Origin of the sequence: Nostoc sp. NMS9, assembly GCF_017114995.1 — a bacterium.
GTDB lineage: Bacteria > Cyanobacteriota > Cyanobacteriia > Cyanobacteriales > Nostocaceae > Nostoc.
Genome location: NZ_JABXKL010000074.1, coordinates 45,193 through 70,628, shown reverse-complemented (window position 1 = coordinate 70,628; position 25,436 = coordinate 45,193). Strand labels below are relative to the sequence as shown.

Annotated in this window: 9 protein-coding genes and 1 pseudogene; 6 read left to right on the top strand and 4 right to left on the bottom strand. The window is 42.2% G+C overall.

Translation table 11 applies throughout. The features are described 5' to 3' along the window. Positions 1–19 precede the first annotated feature (19 nt). Positions 20–1,621, top strand: coding sequence for a mechanosensitive ion channel family protein (locus HWQ40_RS22765; RefSeq protein ID WP_292782148.1), 1,602 nt, complete (start codon positions 20–22; stop codon positions 1,619–1,621). A 699-nt stretch (positions 1,622–2,320) separates the two neighbouring features. Here HWQ40_RS22765 and HWQ40_RS22760 read toward each other — a convergent pair. Next, entirely contained in the window at positions 2,321–3,262 is a 942-nt protein-coding gene (locus tag HWQ40_RS22760; protein ID WP_292782146.1) for an N-acetylmuramoyl-L-alanine amidase, read from the bottom strand. Positions 3,263–4,005: 743 nt separating this feature from the next. Between HWQ40_RS22760 and HWQ40_RS22755 the strand changes: the two genes are divergently transcribed. The 4 genes from HWQ40_RS22755 to HWQ40_RS22740 all read left to right on the top strand — a co-directional run bounded on the left by HWQ40_RS22755 (position 4,006) and on the right by HWQ40_RS22740 (position 9,646). Next, complete coding sequence (locus HWQ40_RS22755) at positions 4,006–4,650, top strand: L-histidine N(alpha)-methyltransferase (protein ID WP_334982519.1); 645 nt, start codon at positions 4,006–4,008, stop codon at positions 4,648–4,650. Between the two features lie 198 nt (positions 4,651–4,848). Continuing rightward, positions 4,849–8,523 carry a magnesium chelatase subunit H gene (gene bchH, locus HWQ40_RS22750; protein WP_292782145.1) on the top strand — a complete coding sequence of 1,225 codons (3,675 nt, stop codon included), beginning with the start codon at positions 4,849–4,851 and terminating at the stop codon, positions 8,521–8,523. A 105-nt stretch (positions 8,524–8,628) separates the two neighbouring features. Further along, a complete protein-coding gene (locus tag HWQ40_RS22745; protein WP_292782143.1) occupies positions 8,629–9,423 on the top strand; it encodes a hypothetical protein in 795 nt (264 codons plus the stop codon). A 34-nt stretch (positions 9,424–9,457) separates the two neighbouring features. Next, positions 9,458–9,646 carry a type II toxin-antitoxin system HicB family antitoxin gene (locus HWQ40_RS22740; RefSeq protein WP_292782141.1) on the top strand — a complete coding sequence of 63 codons (189 nt, stop codon included), beginning with the start codon at positions 9,458–9,460 and terminating at the stop codon, positions 9,644–9,646. A gap of 543 nt (positions 9,647–10,189) precedes the next feature. Here the strand turns inward: HWQ40_RS22740 and HWQ40_RS22735 are convergent. Then, positions 10,190–10,525, bottom strand: a pseudogene (locus HWQ40_RS22735) (Uma2 family endonuclease); the annotation flags it as partial. A gap of 402 nt (positions 10,526–10,927) precedes the next feature. Here HWQ40_RS22735 and HWQ40_RS22730 point away from each other — a divergent pair. Next, complete coding sequence (locus HWQ40_RS22730; RefSeq protein WP_292782139.1) at positions 10,928–17,566, top strand: HAMP domain-containing protein; 6,639 nt, start codon at positions 10,928–10,930, stop codon at positions 17,564–17,566. On the opposite strand, the gene HWQ40_RS22725 is transcribed toward HWQ40_RS22730, so the two are convergent. Both HWQ40_RS22725 and HWQ40_RS22720 read right to left on the bottom strand, forming a co-directional pair. Beyond that, complete coding sequence (locus HWQ40_RS22725; protein ID WP_292782136.1) at positions 17,555–17,794, bottom strand: hypothetical protein; 240 nt, start codon at positions 17,792–17,794, stop codon at positions 17,555–17,557. The genes HWQ40_RS22730 and HWQ40_RS22725 overlap by 12 nt on opposite strands. A gap of 342 nt (positions 17,795–18,136) precedes the next feature. Next, the gene (locus HWQ40_RS22720; RefSeq protein ID WP_292782133.1) at positions 18,137–25,267 is read right to left on the bottom strand and encodes an AAA family ATPase; all 7,131 of its coding nucleotides are present in this window, start codon (positions 25,265–25,267) and stop codon (positions 18,137–18,139) included. Between the last annotated feature and the right edge of the window lie 169 nt (positions 25,268–25,436).

Here is a 25,436-nt window from a genome sequence, read left to right as displayed (position 1 = left end):
TTCAGTTTTATGTTCATATATGAATGTGTTAATTATTTTGGCTGAAGTCAGCCTGATAATCTTTGTTTTTTTATTACTGAACTGGGTTTTCAGCAAATTATTCAAGCTATTTACTAAAACCTTTATACTTAAAAGCGACAATAGGAGTATCAAAACCCTCCGCCGAAATATCACAGGGTTATTGTTACTTGCTTGCTTGGTGTCGTGCATTCTGATTGTGGGTGCTAATGGTTATCTAGTTTATCGCGGCGAAAACCTTCAGCAATACACACTTTTGTTGATTGAGCGTATCCCATCAGGATTTTGGCTGACACTAGGAATTGGTATAGCTCAGAGTTTTGGCACTTTGATTTTAGCGGCGATCGCCCTGAAATTTCTCAAATATTGGCTGAAGGTAGCAAGCACTCGCACCAAAAACTTAGAAAAAAATACTGCTGACGATGAAAGTATTGATGCTTTCTTTAAGGCCTTTTATGACAGAATCAGTGGTGGAATCTGGCTGTGGGCGATCATCTTGTGTGCCCAGTTTCTCAAATTGCCAGCAACGGTTTCGGAATATTTGTACATCGCGCTGCGAATCTATCTAATCATTGCCGTCGGGTTGCTTATACTCAAAGCAGTCGCTGCGATCGTTGATAGCCTAGATGCTCTCAGCATCAGATACTCCAATCCTGATAACCTGCTGAGATTCTACGATCGCCTCCGACACCTGATACCCTTTTTAAAGCGCTGCTTGGAATTTGTGATTTATGTCTGCATGGCAACATTGGTGATTCAACAGGTGCAGTTAATTGCCAATGTTGCAACTTTTGGCCCGCGGATTATCAAGATAATCGGTATCATCTTTATTAGTCGCGTGTTGTTTGAGGTCGTTTACTTACTTATTGAAGAGGTGCTGTTCAAAGACCAGAATCTAACTGATATTCAAAGAAGTAGACGCATGACCCTCGTTCCTCTGTTTCGTAGTTTCTTACAATACTTAATTTACTTCGGTGCTACAGTTTTCATTCTCTATACCCTGAGTATCGATCCAACTCCCATACTTGCAGGTGCTGGTATTGTCGGCATCGCTGTGGGGTTAGGGGCACAAACACTAATTAACGATATTGTCTGCGGCTTCTTTATTTTGTTTGAAAACTACTACTTAGTAGGTGACTATATTGAAGCTGGAAAAGTCGAAGAGAAAGTTGTCGAAGGTCTTGTTGAGGCGATTGAACTTAGAACCACTCGTGTCAGACATCCTAACGGTCAATTGCAGATTATTCGCAATGGCGATATTGGCTCAATTACTAATTACTCGAAACAATATATCTTTGCAGTAGTAGAAGTTGGTGTGCCTTATGATTGCAACTTAGCGCACGTGTACAAAGTCATTGAGGAAGTGGGACAGCAGTTAAAAGCAGACGATCCAGATGTACTCGAAGGCACACAAGTGGATGGAGTCGAAAGTCTAGGAGAGTCTAACTTGTTGCTGCGGACATTGACGAAAGTAAAGCCAGGAAAACATCTTCAGATTCAGCGCGTTCTTCGGAAGATTTTTACGAATGCACTGCTGCAAGAAGGAATTGTAATTCCCGTGCGCGCTGAAAGTGATGATTCAGTCAGTAAAACCAGAGGATAGCGATCGCTGTCTTACTGAAATATCATACAGCAGATTGCAACTTCTCTACGAGAGGCTACGCCAAGGTGAGGTACAGATAATCGTAGGGGCACAACATGTTGTGCCCCTACCTGTGTACTCAGTTCTGATAAAAACAAAGGTTTTGAACCATATCTTAGAATAAGTGTTGTATCAGGCTTGATATGACATAATAAATAAATTTTAAAATTAGTAAAAAGGTGTTTATTTATACAAAAAACCAGTAGCAATTGTTATAGGCTTGAAAAGCCCTTTACTTTTATACTTTTGGCGAAACTTCACCGCCAAAAAAGCACCAGAGCGATAGGAAGTTACCTGTTACCAAATGCGATTGATACTTATCAAACGCAAACCTGGTTAAGTTGAACAGATTCTTGTCAGCAGAATAGGTGATTTCCTACGCCCTGATTATTTCTTTTAATTATTTTAGCTTAATGGCTTTAAGCGATATCAATGCTATCTCAAATGCTTTGGCAGTTTGTGCACTTGCCAAAGATGTTATCAACAAAATATGGTTGTAAGTTGCTAAAATTAACCCCTTCACTGATTCATTAGGCAAAACAGTTCTGTTAGCATTAACGCGGCGTTTAGCCCGTTCCCAGTTCTGAGTAAAGAAGTCAGATTCCCAACTTCTTTACTCAGCACCACTACCCCAGTCTCTAGTCTCTAGTCCCCATCAGCCTAACCAATTAATTTCTGCCAGCTAGCAGGCCCGATAATTCCATCGGCATCTAAACCATTTTGCTTTTGAAAGTTTTTAACTAGAACTTCTGTTTGCGGCCCATAGACGCCATCATTCTCAACACCTAAACGGTATTGTAAGTATCTGACAACTGCACCACCGGCATGGTTTGGTCTGATAATTCGTTTTGCCAAAATTAAATTTATGGCATTCCATGTAGTGTCGTCAGCAATTCCAGTCGGCTGAACTCCGACAATAGTCTGAAATTTTTCTACAGCAGCTTTGGTGTTAGCCCCCGTAAAGCCATCTTCCACTAACGCCTTACCATTTTTATCGGTTATTTTTAGTCTATTTAAGGATTTTTGCAGTCTGAGAATAGTCGCATCTATGTTATCCTCTTCATCTGGTACAGGGTTAACAGGGGCACTTGGCACTTTACCAGTTAAGCCTTTGACAATTGCATTAGCCATTGCTTCAGGATTAAAAAGATTCATATCTTTTTGCGAATCGATAAAGCAACCTTCTATCAAGATAGCAGGCATATCTGTATTTTTCAGAACATACAAGTGAGAACCACTCTTAACGCCACGATTAAAAAATCCTAACTTGACGATTTCATCTAGTACAGGTTTAGCAATTTTTCTACCTGTATCGCTAGTTGCAAATACTTCCGTGCCGTTAGCTTGTCCGTTAAAGCAGTTAAAATGAATCGAGACGTAAATATCTACTTTACTGGCATTAGCTGTAGAACATCTTTTTGATAGTGAGTCACGGACTGTACTAGCACTACTTGGTCTACATACTACAACTTCATTTCCTAAAGCTCTTAACTTGGTTATAACTCTATTACCTACATCTAGAGTTAAATTATCCTCGAATTTAATACCTCTAGCTCCTGTATCTGGTGGACAATTGTGCCCGCTATCAATTCCGAATTTCATTATTTCATCCTCAATTTACTTGTTTTTACACTAGTTCAAAACTCTTATAATTATATAGACAAAGTTTGGTTAATAACTTTGGTAAAATAGTTGTTAGCAATGGCTGGATTATTTTCAGCATTACTAAGCTATTAGACAAAATAAGTTTTTGTGCAAACCGGAACAGCAACTTTTATTTGGTAAGATCCACTAATTCAAAACTATATTGTAACCAAAAACACAACTATTATAAGTTATCAATATCGAGAATAACCAGTAAATTTCTGCAATAAATTGAAATCCAGCAATTGCCTCCATTATTTAGATAATAACGCTTTGTAAAAGTGGAAAGCCATGACAAATGTACTTAGTTAGATGCCCAAATCCCTAAACCAACGCACCCCCTGATGTGAACTGGGTTTAGAAGGTCGTAAACCCTTGACAGACTCTACCCTTGGCTTCCTGTTAACCCTGAGCAGCTTAACACATAATGCTTTACAGTATTAATGAATACGCGATCGCTTCTAGACATCTGTGCGAGATTTATCAGATAAACTGCTCAAGAAACGAGGCTCAACATGGGATCTTTAAATTTTGTGAAGCTACTGGAGAATTCCATCAACGAACCCCGCTTAGGGTGGACTCTCTGCTTTATAGGGGAAGATTAATCTAACAAACTTGCAGAACTCACGCAGGAATTGAGAGGAGAGTTTTCGGCGACAGGCGATGGAAAAGAGATTTTATCTGGTTTTTCCTATTGAGGAATAGGCAGGGCGATCGCCTGGGATCATGCCTGTAACGATCGCTTCTATCTTGTGATAAAAGAGAGTATAGAGTCTTTTAGATATCGATGGCATCAAATTAATGCTAATAATATCAAAGATCAGAAATATCATTATGTAAGTTTAGGCGTAGGCACGGGTGAAAAAGACCAACACATTTTAAGTTTATTATTCAACGCAAATCCCGATCTCCTCTACTTTCCAGTTGATATGAGTTCGGAGATGTTAAGGTTAGGTGTACAACGGGCAACGAGAGGATCGCAATTGCAAGGTAGCCATGTGTTGCCAATTCAAGTTGACTTTTCAATTGAGAGAAATGTTGACGAGTTACGGAAACTACTGGATAGAGTTATCAATAACAGTCCCGTGCTATTTTCGCTATTGGGAAATACATTAGCTAATTTTCGACCAATAGTCTTTCCGCGATTAATTATATCAGTGACGGAAACTGCCATCGCATCTGATGTCTTTGCAGAACGTCAAGATAGAGAGTTGTTTTCGCTTCTACATCAATGGCGACATACTGCTAATGAGTTTAATCGGAGATTAGATATTACCGAGTTGCGTACATTCACAAACCTGTCACCACAAGAAATTCGTTCGCTATACGAAGCCCTACAGGAATGAAAAGAGTTCAATGATGTACTTAATTTGACTCAACACATCACAACTTTTTTGAAATCAAAATATCCTAAAGGCAGTGGTGATAGTAAAGTTCTAACTCCTTCAAGGTACTACTGACCGGAATCTGTGGGTAGATATTTAACAATCAGCTTGAAAGCACGTTTAAAATTTAAGTAAAGAAATATTTCGTAGCTTACAGGCATGAAACGCATCGTCTTGATTGCTGGGTTTGAATCATTCAACGCTGACTTGTACAGAAAAGCAGCCTTTTTGGCTAACTCTCGCTGTCCTGAGTTGGATATTCGGGTATTTAGCGATCGCGATCTTACCAACAAACGTACTGAGGTAGAAGCAGCACTTGATGGCGCTGATGTGTTTTTCGGTAGCCTACTATTTGATTATGACCAGGTTGTGTGGTTGCGCGATCGCATTTCCCAAATTCCCATCCGTCTAGTCTTTGAGTCAGCCTTAGAATTGATGAGTTTAACCAAGTTGGGTGACTTTACCATTGGCGACAAACCCAAAGGAATGCCCAAACCAGTTAAATTCATCCTCGACAAATTTAGCAATGGACGAGAAGAAGACAAACTCGCTGGTTATATCAGCTTCTTAAAAATTGGCCCCAAACTACTGAAATATCTGCCAGTGCAAAAAGTCCAAGACTTACGCAACTGGTTAATTATCTATGGTTACTGGAATGCTGGCGGCCCAGAAAACGTCGCTTCATTATTCTGGACACTAGCAGAAAAATACTTAGGTTTAAAAGTCGGCGACATTCCCCCGCTAATTGAAACCCCCAACATCGGATTACTTCATCCTGACTATCAAGGGTTTTTTGAATCGCCCCGCGAGTATTTGGAATGGTATAAAACCCATTGTAGAGACGCGATTCATCGCGTCTTCCCTAATCGCGTCTCCCCAGTTATCGGAATTCTCCTCTACCGAAAACACGTCATCACCAAACAACCCTATATTCCCCAACTGATTCGCAGTTTTGAAAAAGCTGGGTTAACTCCTTTACCCATCTTCATCAACGGCGTAGAAGGACATGTGGCGGTACGAGATTTAATGACAACCGACTATGAAATTCAGCAACGACAACTAGGTAATATAGAAACTCCCTCACTATCTAGTGAAGCAGTAAAAGTAGATGCGATCGTTTCGACAATTGGCTTTCCTCTGGTGGGTGGTCCGGCTGGTTCAATGGAAGCAGGCCGTCAAATAGAAGTAGCAAAACGCATCCTCACTGCCAAGAATGTACCTTATATTGTTGCTGCACCACTATTAATTCAAGATATTTCCTCGTGGACGCGCCAAGGTGTTGGCGGATTGCAAAGTGTCGTGTTGTATGCATTACCAGAATTGGATGGGGCTATTGATACTGTTCCTCTCGGTGGTTTGGTGGGCGAAAATATTTATCTGGTTCCCGAACGGGTGCAGCGATTAATTGGTAGAGTAAAAAGTTGGGTGGCTTTGCGACAAAAACCTGCATCGGAACGCAAAATTGCGATCGTTTTATATGGGTTTCCGCCTGGTTATGGTGCTGCGGGGACAGCTGCATTATTAAATGTGCCGCGTAGTCTGCTGAAGTTTCTCCATGCACTTAAAGAACAAGGTTACACCGTCGGAGATTTGCCTGATGATGGGGAAGAATTGATTCGCTGGGTGAAAGAGGCGGATGAAACTTTTGATGATACAAAAAATATCCCGGCGTCTGTTAACGCCCGTACTCTAGAAAAATGGTTGGGATATCTGCAAACTTCCCGCATCGAAAAACAATGGAAATCTCTCACGGGAACTGGAATTAAAACTTATGGCGACGATTTTCAAATTGGGGGTGTGCAATTAGGCAATGTGTGGATAGGTGTACAACCACCTTTGGGGATACAAGGCGACCCGATGCGGTTAATGTTTGAACGGGATTTAACACCACATCCGCAATATGCTGCTTATTATAAATGGTTACGAAATGAGTTTCAAGCTGATGCTTTAGTTCACTTTGGAATGCATGGAACTGTTGAATGGTTGCCTGGTTCTCCGTTGGGTAATACGGGTTATTCTTGGTCGGATATTCTGTTAGGAAATTTGCCTAATCTATATATATATGCGGCGAATAATCCGTCTGAATCGATGTTGGCAAAACGTCGCGGTTATGGTGTGTTGATTTCTCATAATGTACCGCCTTATGGTCGTGCAGGTTTGTATAAAGAATTGGTGGCATTACGAGATTTGATTTCGGAGTATCGTGAAGATCCGCAAAAGAATTATGTCTTGAAGGAAGGAATTTGTAAAAAAATTGTGGATTCTGGTTTAGATGCCGATTGTCCGTTTGAAGATGCTAAACGGTTGGGAATTGCGTTTACTCCTGAAAATGTGCGGATGTTTAGCAGTCATGCTTTTGATGATTATTTGGTGGAGTTGTATGGATATTTGCAGGTTTTAGAAAATCGGTTGTTTTCTTCTGGGTTGCATACTTTGGGGGAGGCACCGAATGAAGAGGAATTGGCTTCTTATTTGGAGGCATATTTTGGGGAGGAGGAAAGAATAAAGGAAGAAAGAGAAGAAGAGGAAAAACTAATAAGGGATTTGTTAATGCAATCTACAGATGAGTTAACGAATTTGTTAAGAGGGTTGAATGGAGAGTATATTCCGCCTGCGCCTGGTGGTGATTTGTTACGGGATGGGGCTGGTGTGTTACCGACTGGAAGGAATATTCATGCTTTAGATCCTTATCGGATGCCTTCACCTGCTGCTTATGAACGGGGACGGGAAATTGCTCAAAAAATTATCGCCCAGCATTTGGATGAATATGGTAAATATCCAGAAACGGTGGCGGTGATGTTATGGGGATTGGATGCGATTAAAACTAAGGGTGAATCTTTGGGGATTCTTTTGGAATTGGTGGGGGCTGAACCTGTTAAGGAAGGAACTGGTAGAGTTGTTCGTTATGAGTTGAAGCCGTTGGTCGAGGCGGGACATCCCCGTATTGATGTGTTGGGTAATTTGTCTGGAATTTTCCGGGATAGTTTTGTCAATATCATCGAATTGTTGGATGATTTATTTCAACGGGCGGCTGATGCTGATGAATCGGAAGATCAAAATTTTATTAGAAGACACGCTTTAGCTTTAAAAGCCCAAGGTGTAGAAAATGCATCGGCGAGATTGTTTTCTAATCCGGCGGGTGATTTTGGTTCTTTGGTGAATGATAGAGTTGTGGATGGTAACTGGGAATCTGGTGAGGAGTTAGGTAATACTTGGCAAAGTCGCAATGTATTCAGCTATGGGAGAGAAGATAAAGGTGAAGCTAGACCGGAAGTGTTGAATACTTTGTTAAAAACTAGCGATCGCATTGTTCAAGAAATTGATTCGGTAGAATATGGTTTAACTGATATTCAAGAATATTACGCTAATACTGGCGGTTTGAAAAAGGCGGCAGAAAAACAAGGTGGGAAAAAGGTTACAACCAGCTTTGTAGAAAGTTTCTCGAAAGATACTACACCCCGCAATTTAGATGATTTACTACGAATGGAGTATCGTACCAAATTGGTAAATCCCAAATGGGCGCAAGCGATGGCAAATCAAGGTTCTGGTGGTGCTTTTGAAATTTCCCAACGGATGACGGCGTTGATTGGTTGGGGTGGTACTGCTGATTTTACTGATGATTGGGTTTACGATCAAGCAGCTGATACTTATGCGTTAGATGCAGAGATGGCGGAGAAATTACGTAAGGCAAATCCTGAAGCTTTTCGCAATATTTTAGGGAGAATGTTAGAGGCGTATGGGCGGGGTTTCTGGGAAGCTGATGGTGAGAAGTTAGATAAATTGCGGCAATTATATGAGTTGACAGATGAGGAGTTGGAAGGGGTCGTGGTTTAATTCAGTATTTATACTGGATTAATATTTAAATTATCTAAATAGAATAATTAAACCAATTTATATGCAGAATACCTCTCTAAAAATAGGCTGTTTCTGTCTATATTTTTGGATGACAACAAACAAATATTATTCATAATGATGGTTATCCAAAATTCTCTGAATATATCTACACGTCTTGAAGATGTCTCGCGCGAACTATGGCAATTTATTGGTTCCTATGAATCTTGCATAAATGATCCAGGCAAGTGCAAGCATATACACCAGAAGCTCTCACACTTCAACCAGACTCATTCAGACAACTCAGACCATATCTATGATGTTATCCAAGGCTTATCAAAAGGATTTTATCTGATTAAATCTGGCTTAGAATGGCAGGAGCCGGCTGTTGGTCATAGCTTAGTTGACAAACCCAATGATACACATAAAGCACGTGGTATTCAGTGGCGACTTGTGATGACTTGGGGTGGATTTGAAACAATTACAAAAACATTGCTATTGAAAAAAAGTAATGGAGGTCTAAAGACAGAAAATATTAAATCTTTCACGGTTAAATGTGATTTACCAAACAATTATAATTCATTAAATCCACCCGATTCAACAAGGGTCAATCTTGAAAGATGGCTTAATAAAAATCCATCAATTCAAGGAAAGAGCGCACTTGCAGATTTTCTCAGTCTGGGAAATGGAGATCAAGAAATCATCGAACATTGGATAGTGAAATCTCAACCTGTTTCTACCTGGGTTGAAGCTGTAAGACTCGCAAAAGCACTGCGGAATGCAACGGCTCATGGCGCTCTTTCAGCAAGTAAAGTTAAAGAATGGGGACTTCAAAAGCCGCTTCTAACTTTATCAGATAACCTGGCAGAAATTGTTGTGGCTGGAATGCAAAAGCTAATATAGTTATAGACTTGAAGTGAAGTATTTGGGGTTGGGTATGGAAAACTCTTTTACTGCTGTATATGAAAAGTTAGATGACTGGTATATTGGCTACGTTCAAGAGTTACCTGGTGCAAATTTCCAACAGAGAACTCTGGAAGAAGCTAGAGAAAGCCTACGGGAAGCGATAGAGTTAATTCTAATATCAAATCGGGAACTCGCAGAGCAGCAACTCTCCGGTTTCTAAGATTTAGAATGCATCAATTTAGCTGTGCCACGCTACTACAAATACTTAGATTTTTTCCGCTTGAGACTGTGAAAATTTAAACCTTTGCAGCTAATATTACTTCATTTATAAGAAAGGCTTAAGTTTTTCTTGCAAATGTATAAGCCGTTGCTGCAATTGCTTAATACTTTGCAACAAATACTCTGACATGTATAAGAAAGGCTTAAGTCTTTCTTGCAGATGTATAAACCGTTGCTGCAATTGCTTAATACTTTGCAACAAATGCTCTGACATATATAAGAAACGCTTAAATCATTGCAGCAATTGTTGTAATGAACTTATGAATTTATTTACTACCCGGAATAAAATATAGTCTACGTGAAATTAACTAAACTTTTAGAGATACGATGTCTACGACGGGCTACGCCTAGGCAACTGATTTGCTATATTTTCCCATGACAATCAGAAATATTTTGGTATAAAAAAATATCAATAGCCTAGTAGCAGAGATGCATTATGGCACGTCGTAAAAAAAATTCCAGCGTTTTAGAACGAGCCGACGCTGCTCAAACGCATTTGTCCGCCTGCGTCTGGTTCAATAAACAGCACTACATCTGGCTGGGGTTCATTGTCTAAATCTAGTCTGACGGTTGGTTCAACGCTTAAGTCAACGCCAGGAGTCAGTGATTGGTAGACTCCTAACCAAGTTATGACCCGACTGTGGGGTTTGCCATGTTGCTCATGTCTTACAGGAGATGCGATGTAAACGATTCGTTCAATCAGTTCTGCTTTCTTGATATGGGGTGCAGCCGCATAACGCCGTTCAAATTCAGGGCGAGTTAAGCGATCGCCACTTTCAAGCGGAGGCAGATGTCTCTGGGCTGAGTACTCTCTAACCATTTGCCAATCCTTGGAGTTGCCGGATATTTCTGACTTTAGCAAACCTCAGTTATCAGTTAGAATTTATTGATTTGCTGCTTTCCTCAAATTCCAAAAATCAAAAAACGTAATGTTAATTGTCATCTTGTGTTCTACTGTGCGATCGCTTACTCGCCCAAGTTAGGCATCGCCGACCTGTACTAGCTATCATTAGCTAAGTGGTATGCCAGATACATCGACGGCAATACCATTTAGTTAGCAGTCTTTATCAACTGCTTACACTCGCACCCATAAAAATTAGTTTGATCCACTTTCTATTCCCTACTCTCTATTTTGATCCGCATTACCTAAAAGTTATCTCACTAGGTACGGGGTGCAAAAAATACAAAAAATTCCTCAATATTCAAGATTAAGGATAAGGCTATGGCAACCGAACAGTTAACTAGAGACAGCGACAATCTCGATTTAAATCAGCTACTAAGAACGCTGAATGCTGTTAAACAGGGTGACTTCTCGGCTCGGATGCCCATAGACCATACTGGTGTTGCGGGGAAAATCGCTGATACGCTCAATGGTATTATTGATCAAAATGAGCGGATGGCGGCCGAACTACAACGGATTGGTAATGTTGTCGGCAAAGAAGGTAAAATTGCCGATCGCGCCTCTCTCGGAGATGTTCGAGGTTCTTGGTCAGATTGTGTTGCTTCTGTCAATACTCTAATTACAGATTTAGTTCAACCAACAGCTGAAACTACCCGGGTAATTCGGTCAGTCGCCAATGGTGACTTATCCCAAACGATCGCTACAGAAATTGATGGCAGACCTCTCCAAGGTGAGTTTCTCCAAACTGCTAATATCGTCAACACGATGGTAGATCGGCTTGGTTCTTTTGCATCGGAAGTAACGCGGGTGGCGCGTGAAGTAGGAACTGAAGGTAAGTTGGGTGTCCAAGCCGAAGTGCAAGGTGTAGCTGGCACTTGGAAAGATTTGACTGATAACGTTAACTTGATGGCGGGTAATCTCACCGGACAAGTTCGTAACATTGCCGAAGTTGCCACTGCGATCGCAAATGGTGACTTATCCAAAAAAATCACCGTCGATGTCAAAGGCGAAATTCTGGAACTCAAAAACACTGTCAACACGATGGTGGATCAACTGAATTCTTTTGCATCGGAAGTGACGCGAGTTGCCCGTGAAGTAGGAACTGAAGGGAAGTTGGGCGTACAAGCAGAAGTTAAGGGTGTAGCAGGAACTTGGAAGGATCTCACAGACAACGTTAACTTGATGGCAGGGAATTTAACAGCCCAAGTTCGTAACATTGCGGAAGTGACAACGGCGGTAGCTAATGGGGACCTTTCCAAGAAAATCACTGTGGATGTCAAAGGCGAAATTTTAGAGTTGAAAAACACCGTCAACATCATGGTGGATCAACTTAATTCCTTTGCATCGGAAGTAACAAGAGTTGCCCGTGAAGTAGGTGCAGAAGGTAAATTGGGCGGTCAAGCAGAAGTGCGCGGGGTAGCGGGTACATGGAAAGACCTTACCGATAGTGTGAATTTCATGGCGGGAAGCTTGACGGCACAGGTGCGGAATATTGCCGAAGTGACTACGGCGGTAGCTAATGGCGATTTATCTAAGAAAATCACTGTGGATGTCAAAGGTGAAATTTTAGAGTTGAAAAACACCATCAATACAATGGTGGATCAACTCAATTCCTTTGCATCAGAAGTAACAAGAGTTGCCCGTGAGGTGGGAACTGAAGGGAAGTTGGGTGTACAAGCAGAAGTCCGGGGAGTAGCGGGGACTTGGAAAGATTTAACTGATAACGTTAACTTAATGGCGGGTAATCTCACCGGACAGGTGCGAAATATTGCTGAAGTTGCCACTGCGATCGCAAATGGCGATCTATCTAAGAAAATCACCGTCGATGTCAGAGGTGAAATTCTTGAACTCAAAAATACCATCAATATCATGGTGGATCAACTTAGTTCTTTTGCTAGTGAAGTAACAAGAGTTGCCCGTGAAGTGGGCAGTGAAGGTAAACTGGGTGTGCAAGCCGATGTGCGCGGCGTGGCTGGAACTTGGAAGGACCTTACCGATAGTGTGAATTTCATGGCGGGAAGTTTAACGGCACAGGTGCGGAACATTGCCGAAGTGACTACGGCGGTTGCAACAGGCGACTTATCCAAGAAAATCACCGTCGATGTCAAAGGTGAAATTCTGGAACTTAAAAATACCATCAACACAATGGTGGATCAACTCAATTCCTTTGCAAGTGAAGTAACAAGAGTTGCCCGTGAGGTGGGAAGCGAAGGTAAACTTGGTGTGCAAGCAGAAGTGCGCGGTGTAGCGGGTACGTGGAAAGATTTAACTGACAGCGTGAACTTCATGGCGGGAAGTTTAACGGCACAGGTGCGGAATATTGCCGAAGTAACTACGGCGGTGGCAACTGGCGATTTATCCAAGAAAATCACTGTTGATGTCAAAGGTGAAATTCTGGAGTTGAAAAATACCATTAATACAATGGTGGATCAACTTAGTTCCTTTGCAAGTGAAGTTACAAGAGTTGCCCGTGAAGTGGGAACTGAAGGGAAATTGGGTGTACAAGCGGAAGTGAAAGACGTTGCCGGCACTTGGAAAGATTTAACCGACAGTGTGAACTTCATGGCGGGAAGCTTGACAGCACAGGTGCGCAATATTGCCGAAGTTACGACTGCGATCGCTAATGGTGACTTATCCAAGAAAATTACTGTTGCTGTCAAAGGCGAAATTTTAGAACTCAAGAATACCATCAATATCATGGTGGATCAACTCAACTCCTTTGCAAGTGAAGTAACGCGAGTTGCTCGTGAAGTGGGAAGTGAGGGTAAACTGGGCGTCCAAGCAGATGTGCGCGGCGTGGCTGGCACTTGGAAAGATTTAACTGACAGCGTAAACTTCATGGCGGGAAGCTTAACGGCACAGGTGCGAAACATTGCCGCCGTTACCACAGCTGTAGCTAATGGCGACTTATCTAAGAAAATCTCCGTTGATGTCAAAGGTGAAATTTTAGAGTTGAAAAACACTGTTAATACAATGGTAGATCAACTCAATTCTTTTGCAAGTGAAGTAACGCGGGTTGCCCGTGAGGTGGGAACTGAAGGAAAATTGGGTGTACAAGCAGAAGTTAAAGGTGTAGCCGGTACTTGGAAAGATTTAACCGACAGCGTAAACTTCATGGCGGGAAGTTTGACGGCGCAAGTGCGGAATATTGCCGAAGTTACCACAGCAGTAGCTAACGGCGACTTATCTAAAAAAATCACCGTGGATGTCAAAGGCGAAATCCAGGAACTTAAAAACACCATTAATACAATGGTGGATCAGCTAAATTCCTTTGCATCAGAAGTTACCAGGGTTGCCCGTGAGGTGGGAACGGAAGGTAAATTAGGCGTGCAAGCTTACGTCAGAGGAGTGGCTGGGACTTGGAAAGATTTAACAGACAACGTTAACTCAATGGCGGGGAACCTTACTGGACAAGTTCGCAACATCGCGGAAGTTACGAAAGCGGTAGCAAATGGCGACCTATCCAAGAAAATTACCGTCGATGCCAAAGGTGAAATTTTGGATTTGAAGAACACCACCAACACGATGGTAGATCAACTCAGTTCCTTTGCCAGTGAAGTAACGCGGGTAGCGCGGGAAGTGGGAACTGAAGGAAAATTGGGCGGACAAGCACAAGTCCAAGGTGTCGCGGGTACTTGGAAAGATTTAACAGACAACGTTAACTCGATGGCGGGGAACTTAACGGCACAAGTACGCGGTATCGCTAGAGTTGTAACCGCAGTTGCTAACGGTGACTTGAAACGGAAACTAATGTTAGATGCCAAGGGAGAAATTGAAACTTTGGCAGAGACAATCAACGAGATGATTGATACTCTAGCGACATTTGCCAATCAAGTAACCACGGTAGCAAGGGAAGTGGGAATTGAAGGGAAGTTAGGCGGACAAGCTAGAGTACCTGGGGCGGCTGGAACTTGGAAAGATTTGACGGATAATGTGAACGAACTTGCTGCTACACTGACAACTCAGTTGCGAGCGATCGCAGAAGTTGCTACAGCTGTAACCAAAGGTGATTTAACTCGTTCAATTGCCGTCGAAGCACTAGGGGAAGTAGCAATACTCAAAGACAACATCAACCAGATGATTGCTAATCTGCGGGAGACAACGCAGAAAAATACCGAACAAGACTGGTTGAAAACTAACTTAGCCAAGTTTACCCGAATGCTGCAAGGGCAGCGAGACTTAGAAACCGTATCTAAACTAATTCTCTCAGAACTAGCACCCCTGGTAGGAGCGCAACACGGCGTATTCTTCCTGATGGACTCTCTGGAAAATACACCGTATTTGAAACTAATCAGTAGCTACGCTTACCGCGAACGCAGACATCTAGCTAACCGCTTCCACTTGGGTGAAGGTTTGGTGGGACAATGCGCTTTAGAAAAAGAGCGAATTCTGCTGACGGAAGTGCCAAGTGATTATGTCAGAATTGCCTCTGGGTTAGGAGAAGCCACGCCCCTGAATGCCGTAGTCTTACCTGTACTTTTTGAAGGACAGGTGACAGCAGTGATTGAATTAGCATCCTTCCGCCGCTTTAGCGAAATTCATCTGACATTCTTCGACCAGCTTACCGAAAGTATCGCGATCGTCCTCAACACGATCGCAGCATCGATGCGAACTGAAGAATTACTCAAACAATCGCAATCTTTAGCTGAAGAACTTCAAACCCAGCAAAGCGAACTCCGCGAAACCAACAAGCGTCTAGAACAACAAGCCCAATCACTCAAAACCTCTGAGGATTTACTCAAAGGACAGCAAGAGGAACTGCAACAAACCAACGCCGAATTAGAAGAAAAGGCAGAGTTGTTGGCAATGCAGAAGAAAGAAGTCGAGCGCAAAAATCGAGAAATCGAACAAGCAAGACTGTCTTTAGAAGACAAGGCTGAACAACTCGCCCTCTCCTCAAAATACAAATCAGAATTTCTCGCCAATATGTCCCATGAACTGCGGACACCGCTAAATAGCTTGTTGATTTTGGCGAAATTATTGACAGATAATATCGATCGCAACCTCACCGCCAAGCAAGTCGAATACAGCCAGACAATTTACTCAGCCGGTACTGACTTGTTGGCATTGATTAATGACATTCTGGATCTCGCTAAAATTGAATCTGGAACCATGTCCATTGACATGACTCAAATGCCATTGGCAGAGTTGGGTGAACAGATTGAGCGCACCTTCCGGCAAATCGCTCAGAGCAAAGGACTTACTTTCGCAATCGAATTTACTCCCGAATTGCCAAACAGCATTTATACAGATGTCAAACGTATACAACAGGTGTTGAAAAATCTCCTCTCCAACGCTTTTAAATTTACAGAGCAAGGGGAGGTACGCTTACGGATTGCGGTGGCCAAGCTAGGGTGGAGCAACGACAACGAAACCTTAAATCGTGCCCAGCTGGTGATTGCTTTCTCAGTCAGCGATACAGGCATTGGGATTGCCCCCGAAAAACAGAAAGTGATTTTTGAAGCATTCCAGCAAGCCGATGGCTCTACCAGTCGGAGATACGGCGGTACCGGATTGGGCTTATCAATTAGCCGCGAAATTGCCCGTCTCTTCGGCGGCGAAATTAAACTAATCAGTCAACCCGGTGAAGGTAGCACTTTTACATTCTATCTACCACAATTGAGTGCTGAGTCACGAGTGCTGAGTTCTGAGTTGACATCGACACAATCCAGTACTCCCTACTTTGGACTCCCCACTCCCCACTCCTCACTCCTCACTCCCCACTCCTCACTCCTCACTCAGCACTCTGCACTGATTAATGACGATCGCACGACTATAGAAAGAGGCGATCGCGTGTTACTAATTGTCGAAGATGATGTTAATTTTGCGCGTATCCTTCTAGATATGGCGCAACAACAAGGATTCAAGGTGATAGCCGCCCAAACCGGTAGTACAGGTTTGATGCTAGCGCAGCAATTCCTACCTTCAGCCGTTTTGCTAGATATCCGGTTGCCAGAAATGGATGGTTGGACAGTATTGGATCGTCTGAAACATGACCCAAATACCCGTCACATTCCCGTACATATCATGACTGTTGAAGAAGGGAGACAACGTGGTTTGCAACTAGGTGCGATCGCATATCTGCAAAAACCTTTAACCAGCGAGACAATATCTGAGGCGTTGACCAAAATTAAAGGTTTTGTTGAGCGCCAAGTGAAAAATTTATTGGTAGTCGAAGACGACGACACTCAACGGCTGAGTATTGTTGAGTTGATTGGTAACAGCGATGTTTCGACCACTGCTGTGGCTGACGGTGCAGCTGCTCTAGAAGCTATTCGCACCCAGCATTTTGATTGCCTCGTTCTTGATTTAGGGCTACCCGACATGACCGGGTTTGAACTAATTGAGCAGATCAAGCTTCTACCTAACGGCAAAAGTTTGCCAATTATTGTCTACACAGGTAGAGAAATTAGCAAAGCTCAAGAAACAGAACTCAGACGGATTGCCGAGACAATCATTATTAAAGATGTGCGATCGCCCGAACGTCTCCTCGATGAAACAGCATTATTTTTACACCGAGTCCAAGCAAATTTACCTGCACCGAAGCGACAAATACTCGAACAACTGCATTCACAAGACTACTTACTCACTGGCAAAAAAGCGCTAATTGTAGACGACGATATGCGGAATATCTTTGCCCTTACCAGTATGCTAGAGCGTTATCAAATCCAGGTTTTATATGCTGAAAATGGTAGAGAGGGGATTACCATGTTAGAAAATACACCAGATATTGATGTTGTTTTGATGGACGTAATGATGCCAGAAATGGATGGTTACGAAACAACACGCACGATCCGCCAAAACGAGCAATTTAAGTCTTTGCCGATTATTGCACTGACCGCAAAAGCCATGCAAGGCGATCGCGAGAAGTGTATTGAAGCTGGCGCATCAGATTATATTACTAAACCCGTAGATACTGAGCAATTGCTGTCGCTGTTGCGTGTTTGGCTATATCGTTGATACTACTGTAAAACCTTTACTGCATTTTTGAATTAATAGCCAATGATCAGAGTCTTTGTCTAGTGCTGGCTTGAGACGAAAATTAAAAACATCCTCCCACACTTCTACGCCGTGAGTAGAGGCAAAATCAATCTCAAGCTCCTTAAAACGTGGGTAGTCCCGTTCACTGATCGCTGTCAGCATAGGAAGTAAGGCGGTTAACGGTATTTGGGTTGCTGTCTCAGTCATCTGGGTAGTCCTCAAAAATACAAATTATTGGTAGGGGTTCGTCTTCTGTTATCGATTATTTCAACTAATCGTTTACCTATGTTTCTGGCTATTCTTTTACAGCGTTCCTCGGATGCTGCTGCTGACCATTGCCTAGTTTCTTGGAAGGGGTCAAATTTGCCCTGAGAGCGTTTTATACCGTCGCTTGGCTGTTTTTCTTGGGTCAAATGACCTCCTTATTTTGTTGTACATGATCGCTGACCTCCTCTAGCAGGATCAAGTCTAACTGAACCTTATTGACTTTTAATCGGTTGGAGTGAAGCAATTGACTCTGGCAAAATTGTAACCTGCTATATTCCACCATCATGCCAAATCGGGAACCAATGACGCGATCGCCTTCACCAATTCTTCTGGATCTACAGGTTTGGAAATATGCTGTTGAAATCCCACAGCGATCGCTTGTTGACGATCCATCTCACCAGCATAAGCAGTTAAAGCGATCGCGGGAATTGTCCCTCCTTGCTCTGGTTCTAGACTCCTTATCTGTCGCATCAGCATATAGCCATCCATTTCTGGCATCCCGATATCACTGATAATTAGATTTGGCTGGGATTGACTCAATGCAGTTAAAGCTTCAATAGCTGAAGCGACAACGGTAACAGTTGCACCATACTGCTCTAGCATGAAGGGCAAAAATTCTTGCATATCTGCATCATCATCCACCACCAGAATCTCTAAGCCAGACAAGGGCGAAGACTGAGCCGCCACCAGTGAGTAGTTATCTTTTGCATCCTTGATTCCTTTGTTTTCATCCTGTAAGTATGGAAGTCTGACGGTAAAACTTGCTCCTTGTCCTTCACCCAGACTTTCTGCTTGCACAGTTCCCCCGTGAAGTTCCACAAGATGGCGGACGATCGCTAATCCTAAACCTAAACCGCCAAATTTTCGAGTTGTCGCACCATCTGCTTGACGGAAATAATCAAAGACATAAGGTAAAAACTCCGGTGCAATTCCCTTTCCTGTGTCAGTTACACAGATTTGTACCTGTGAGCCAACTTGCTCTAATTTAATTTTTACCTGTCCACCGATGGGAGTAAACTTAATGGCATTAGAAAGGATATTCCAAATGACTTGTTGCAATCGATTGGCATCGCCTAAAACTTCCCCGACACCGGATTCAAGAATTGTCTGAATCTGGATAGACTTAGCCTCCGCCGATAAACGCACTGTCTCGATCGCAACTTCAATGACTGATACCAAATTAATCCGGTAGAAGTTGAGGTTAAGTTTACCCTGAAGGATGCGGGAGACATCGAGCAAATCTTCAATTAATTGGGTTTGTAACTTCGCATTACGCTCAATGGTTTCTAGGGCGCGATCGCTTGTTGCTTGGTCGAGCTTGCGGGTTCGCATCAGTTTTGTCCATCCCAGAATTGGATTAAGCGGTGTTCTCAATTCATGGGATAGCACAGCGAGAAATTCATCTTTGATGCGGTTTGCTGATTCAGCAGCGCTTCGTGCCATTTGTTCGGCTTCATAGAGATGGGCGCGAGCGATCGCTTGGGCGCATTGTTGAGCAACAGCCAAAATAAATGCTTGATCTTCTCCACTCAGTTGTTGAGGCTGAGTAAATCCCAAACTTATACCGCCAACTGCCCAACCTTCTACCATCAAAGGAATAGAAATCCAGGCATTAAAATCATATTGAGCATAAATTTCTGCTAAATGTGGGTAATGAGCTACCCGATTTTCTGTTGCTTGTGCCCAAATAGGTTTCCCAGTTCGCACAGCTTCTGCTAGTGGAGAGGGTGAATCGATGGCAAAAATACGCCAAGCATCTATCAAATCCTGTTTATAGCCAACCGCCCGCACAATTTCCAGTTCAGTTTTACTGTCATTCACCAAGGCAACAAGGGCAGAACTGGCTCCCAAGGCAGCCATGCTCTGCTCTACAATGACTTCAGATACTTGGGCTGGTGTCAGGGATTCTGAAAGAGCAGCTGTGATGGATTGAAGACGGGCAATTCGCTCTAATGCTCGCTCTGCTGTTGTTTGTGCTTGCTGCGCTTCTTGGTAAAGGCGGGCATTATCAATGGCGATCGCACCTCGATGGGCAACATCTTTTGCTAGTGACAAGTCAGCCGTGCTGTAACGACGTTCTGATTCAGCAGTCACAAAGGAAATTGCACCAAAAATCCGTCCGCGTGCCATCAAGGGAACTACTATACATGACTTTAAGCCAAGTTCACGCAGAATCTGGAGATGTTCTGGATCTTTGATGGCTGCTGCTAGGGCTGCATCTGAAATTTCTGCTACCATTTCTGCAACTCCTGTACGCACCACTTTCGGCACACCTTCAGCTGCATCCAACCCTCTGGGATAACGCTGATGAAGTTCCCAACCGAGCTTAACTTTCTCTAGATCACGGTGAGTAACTGCTACCCGATTAATTGATTGGTTGTCTTGCAGCAGATCAACGCTGCACCAATCGGCAAAGTAAGGCACAGCCAGGTTTGCCACGCTTGTTAGCGTCCTTTCGTAATCAAGGGAAGAGGCGAGTATTGCACTGATTTGAGCCAAAAACGCTGCCCGTTGTTGATCGGCTTCTGCTTCTTGTCGGGCGGTTTGCTCTTGAATCAGTTGGATTCGTTCTGCCTCAGATTGTTTGCGATGTGTAATATCAAGCACAACACCACTCATGTGTGTGGCTTTACCAGCTTCATTGAAAAAGGCTTTTCCTCGGCAGGCTAGGTAGCCGATACTGCCGTCATCTTGAATAATTCGATATTCTAAATCATGTTCCACACCTTCGTTAATCGCTCGGCTCAACGATTGAACCAGCAATGCTCGATCATCTGGATGCAGGCGAACTAAAATTGCTTCGGAAGTTCCAGCAAAAGTTTCAGGTGTTAACCCAAATAGTTGATAAATTTGCTCATCCCAATCAAAGCGATCGTTGGCAATATCCCAACTCCAAACACCGATTTGGGCAGATTTTAACGCCAGATTGAGTTTTTCTTGACTATTTTCTAGACCTTGAAAAAGACGAGCATTTTCTAGAGAAATAGCAATTTGAACTGTCAATATTTCCAGTACGGAAAGTTTCTCCTGTGTAAAGGCGCTGGAAATCAGATTGTTTTCTAAATATAAAATACCAAGTAATTTCGACTGATGGGTGATTGGTAAACAAAGTACAGATTTAGGTTGCTTTTTAATTACATACTCGTCTTTGGAAAACATATTCTGCTCAGTGGCATTCTGCAAAATCACTGTTTCTTGAGTTCGCTGAACATAATTCAGTATTGATTGAGGAATAACCTGTGAAATTTCACCCTCCAATACAGGTCGATAAACATTGATTTTTTCAGCTTGGGGATTAAATTTAGCTTCTACTTCGATCGCCAATTTTTGCTCATATTCAAGCAATAAATAACCAATCTCTGCTCCTGCTTGCTCAATGACAATCTGCATTAATGTCTTCAACAACTGCGAAAGCACAATTTCACTAGATATGGTTTGAGAGGCTTTAACGACCGATAAGAAGTCTAGGTATTCACCTGTGCTGAAAAACGTTCCGTTAGAGAGAAGCTGTTGTTGTGGCAATAGCTGGGGATAGTACTCTTCGAGGTGCTTAACTTTAGCAGATGCCTCCCAGCGTACATAAGCATTTTTAGCTTCTTGCAAGTAAGTTTTGGCAATTAATTCAAACTTCTGCTCTAAGTAAAACTTAGCGCCTAACTCATGAGCTAAAGCTTCATATTGTACAAATCCTTGCTCACGGGCTGAAGCAATTGATTGCTCATACAGACGCATTGCTTCCAAGTCACGATTTTCAATTCGAGCTATTTCAGCAGCTACTAACTGAGACTTATGTAAAAAGTTTGCAGGGCAGTGATTAGCCCAATATTGCAATTGCTGCTGATGGGATTTTAGGGTTTGTAAAAACTGCTCTTGCTCTTGATAAGATACTCTTGAATAAAGAGCCGTGAGAGTCAGGGAGTAATATAAAATGTAATCTGTTTCAATTGGTAATGCCAGTGTTGTAACTGGAAAATTAGACAATTTCAAGGCAGAATTCAATGCCTCTGGATATTGGTCATAAGTAAAAAATATAATTACTTTTATAATATGATAAAAAATAATTCCACTGACAAAACCTGCATCTGTAATGATAGATAAAGCAGATGATTCATCAAATTCATCATTACTTAGAGTTAGATTTTGGTGAGTCAGTCCGCGCAGATTCATCAGTAGCATCTGCTGTAGTTTGATTGTCTGATAGACAGTCTCATGTTTAGACTGGCGGGCGAATGCAGTATATTTTTCTAGAGATTTGTATGTTTCTGTAAGTGGAAAACCTAATTGGATAATTTGCCACGAGCCTTGATAACCATTGTAGTTTGCCATCGTCACATCACCGGCTTCCACACAGCCGATAAATCCCCGCTCTAAAAAGGGAATATCGGTAGCAATATGGTTACGCCAAACATTAATATGACTTCCATGAATGTGCAGAACAACTCCTCTAAGTTTCAAGTCATGCAACTTTTCATTTAATTGAATTGTCATCTCAGAAAATGCGTACCCTGTGGGAATATCATGGAAGATGGAAACCAATAACATGGCATACATGCTGTAGGCAAAGCAGGAATCTTCCGTATTACCAAACTTGAGTGAGTAGTTAACTGCTTTAAGTACGACTAAGGGAAAGAGATCAGGTCTACCGAGATAAGTAGGTGGCCCCAAAGTTGTCAACAGACTAATCACTGTTTTAATATTTGGATCTTGGATTACTATAGCATTAATTATATCAGAGACTTGTCTGTTACCTAAATTGGTTAATACCTGGTTTTTTTCAATTGCGATCGCAGCCTGCACTTCCTCATTTGTGTCAGGGAATGTCACCCCAAAAAGTTTTAAAGCTTCTAATCCCAATGTCAGCGCCTCTTCATACCTCCCTGCAACTTGATAGAGTCTGATTTGCAGCATATAAATATTAGATTTATCTACATAAGATGCTGCTTTAATAAATAGTAATTCAAATAATTCTTCCGCTTGTCCTAAATTTCCTATTAAGAATTCACACTCAGCTAGTTCTCTGAATAGAGTAAATGTTTGTTCATATTGTTCAATCCAGGAATTTTTAGGTAAAAGATTCATGGCAACGCTAAAAAACTTTTTAGCAGGAGTATAGGCTGTAGAGGCTTTTGCTTTCTTAGCAGCGATTAAATTCAACCGTAGCAATTCATCTTTTTCTGTCTGCTCAATAATTAGATCCACAGCGAAATTGAGTTGATTGACTAAATCAAATATTTGCTCGTTCATTTGTTCAGGACTAGCATTTTTCAGCAAAAGCCGTCCAATTGTCAGGTGAACTGCCGACTTTGATTCATCAGCAATTAAGGAGTATGCAGCTTGTTGAACTCGGTCATGATAGAAACGATAGTTTTTCTGGGCAGTTTCATCTGACTCTATGGGGATAATTAATCCTCTTAAAATTGCATCAACAAGTGCATTCGCTGTTTCTTCAATAGATTGTTCACCAACGATTGCTAAAACTTCTAAATCAAAGCGATTACCAATACAGGAGGCTAACTTCAGCACCTGTTGAGTTGCGGCTGGCAGTTTTTGCATCCGCCCAATCATCAAACTGACAATATTATCTGTCATACCTTGGGCTTCAATCTGAGCTAAATTCCATTGCCACCCCCCTTTTACCCCCCTCTGTCCCCCCTTACCAAGGGGGGTGGGGGATTGAGGGGGGTCAAAATTCAGCAGATTTTCTTGATGGAGTGTTTTCAGAAACTCATTGACAAAAAAGGGATTACCGTCAGTTTTTTGGATAATCAATTGAGCAAGAGGTTCTACTCGTTCTACTGAACTATGCAAGGTATCAGCAATCAACTGATTTATATAAACAATATTCAAGGGAGTAAGGAGAATTTCAGTTGTTCTGGCTCCATACTGGCAAATCTTGTCCATCATCAAACTAAAGGGATGCACAACATCTACTTCGTTATCTCGAAAAGCCAAAATGAAGCAGAGATATTGGATACTAGACCCAGTAATGACGGTTTGAATTAAATTTAAAGTAGCGCTGTCTGCCCACTGCATATCATCTAAAAAGACAGTGAGTGGATGCTCTTTTTGAGCAAAGACGCTGATAAAATTTTGAAACACCAAATTGAATCGGTTTTGAGATTCGGCAGGCCCCAACTCTGGTATAGGAGGCTGTTCTCCAACGATTAGTTCAACTTCTGGAATTACATCTGTGATTAATCTACCATTGTTCCCTAATGCTGCTTGTATTCGCTTTTTCCAGGTAGCAAGTTGATTTTCAGGCTGCGTTAAAATTTGTCGAGCCAGTGTTTGAAAAGCTTGAACAATGGTGGAGTAAGGAATATCTCGTTTGTACTGATCAAATTTACCAGAGATAAAAACCCCGCGTTCTCTAACAATGGGCTTGTGAATCTCCTTCACCAGAGAAGATTTACCAACCCCAGCATAGCCAGAAACTAACACCAGTTCTGGTTTCCCTTGACTAACAACTCGTTCAAATGCTTGTAAAAGCTTGGCAATCTCTGGTTCTCGCCCATACAATTTTTGAGGAATTTGAAAGCGCTCTGAGATATCTTGCTCACCCAAAACAAAGGATTGGATTTGTCCAGTTGTCTCCAATTGCTTTAAGCACCGTTCCAGATCAAATTGCAAACCTAAAGCGCTCTGATACCTCTGTTCTGCAACCTTCGACAGCAATTTGATGATGATGTCACAGAGCATTTGGGGAATATCAGAGTTTAGCTTTTTCGGGGATGGTGGAGATTTGGCAATATGACAATGCACCCATTCTAAGGGGTCTTTGCCTTGAAATGGTAGCTGACCTGTCAGCATCTCATAAAAGGTGATTCCCAGAGAATACAAATCGCTGCGATGGTCAATTCCTCGATTCATCCGCCCGGTTTGCTCAGGTGATAAATAAGGTAGACTGCCTTCAATGCGACTGGAACTGCTAACCATTTGCTGCTGGTATGGAATGAACGTAGCAATTCCAAAATCAGCAATTTTGACCTGACTAGTTTCGAGGTTAATTAAGATATTTTGCGGCTTAATATCCTTGTGGACAATATGATAAGTGTGAATTTGTGCAAGTTTGCTAGTGATTTCAATCGCAATCTTCAGAAACGGCACAGGCTGTTGAAATTGGTCTAGCAATTGATCGAGCGATCGCGCCTGAAAATCCTCCATAATTAAATAAGGGATTCCCTGATGCATTTCTAAGGCGTAGACAATGAGGGCGGCGGCGCTATTTAACCTTTGAGCGATCGCATACTCATGTTTGAGTTGTTCAATATTATTGGGTGTACACTGTTCTGGACGTAGCCCTTTGATAATTACCGGACACTGATCTTTAACCTTAATTCCACGGTATATGACTGCTTTTACCCCTGCTTTTAACAAAGTGACAATCTGAAATCCGGGTAATGCAATCATCATGCCAAATACTCCAGCCGTGCTTCTTCAGGGATAATCTGAGCTTAATTGTATTTTAAATACATTTCTTTGGGCAGATGAAATTTAGATGATATTAGGTTTGGATAATCACTTCTGCTGACTCAAAAACCAAAAATAAGCTACCATTCAAGCAGAGTAAGCATTTCCCGCT